The 689-nt window shown below is 55.6% G+C and carries 2 protein-coding genes; one reads left to right on the forward strand and one right to left on the reverse strand.

The genetic code is table 11. From position 1 onward, the window contains the following. A partial coding sequence (locus B3Z49_RS20410) for an amidase family protein (RefSeq protein WP_296994303.1) occupies window positions 1-321 on the forward strand: 321 nt, incomplete at its 5' end. A gap of 117 nt (window positions 322-438) precedes the next feature. Here B3Z49_RS20410 and B3Z49_RS20415 read toward each other — a convergent pair. Next, on the reverse strand, window positions 439-689 hold a 251-nt coding region (locus B3Z49_RS20415), incomplete at its 5' end, for a glycosyltransferase (protein ID WP_414716276.1).

The following is a 689-nucleotide window of genomic DNA, read 5'->3' on the forward strand; positions in this document are numbered from 1 at the left end:
CGCCGCTCGGCCCTGATCCGCGACTGGCGCGCGTTCCTTGAAGATTATCCGGTCGTCCTGATGCCGGTTTCGGCTGAACTGCCGTTCCGCAAGGACGAGGACCTTGAAGGTCCCGCAACCCTGACCCGCCTGTGGAAGGCACAATTGCCGCAAATCGCAATCCCGCTGCTGGGGCTTCCGGCGATCTCTATCTGCTCGGGTGTCGAAAACAACATGCCCTCGGGTGTTCAGCTTGTCGCCGCTCCCTGGCGCGAAGACATCTGCCTGACCGCTGGCGAGGTGCTTGAACAGGGCTTCGGCCTGCCACAAATGACGATGTGATTACTGTTCGTCTGATGTGCTGTTTAAGTAATCATCTAATTTAGCGTGAAGCGAATATGAAAAAGCCAAAGGTGACGTAACTTTCATCTTTGGCTTTGCTTTTGGCATATGATGCCATCACCGGCTTTTCCTGCCAGACGCCAGATTCTCGATCAGGGTCGTTTGCCGATCCAGACACCGTCGAAGGTCAAAGTGATTAAGGATCGTCTTGCGGGCCCGTTCACAAAGGGGTTTGAGGTCGTCACGATGGGTAAGGCAAAACGCCATCTTCATCGCCAGCGCATCGCTGTCCCAGAAATCGGTCAGAAATCCGTTCTGCCGATCACGGATCATATCGTGACAGGGCCCGGTGTCCGAGGCAATCACAG

Origin of the sequence: Thalassospira sp. UBA1131, assembly GCF_002311515.1 — a bacterium.
Classification (GTDB): Bacteria; Pseudomonadota; Alphaproteobacteria; order Rhodospirillales; family Thalassospiraceae; genus Thalassospira.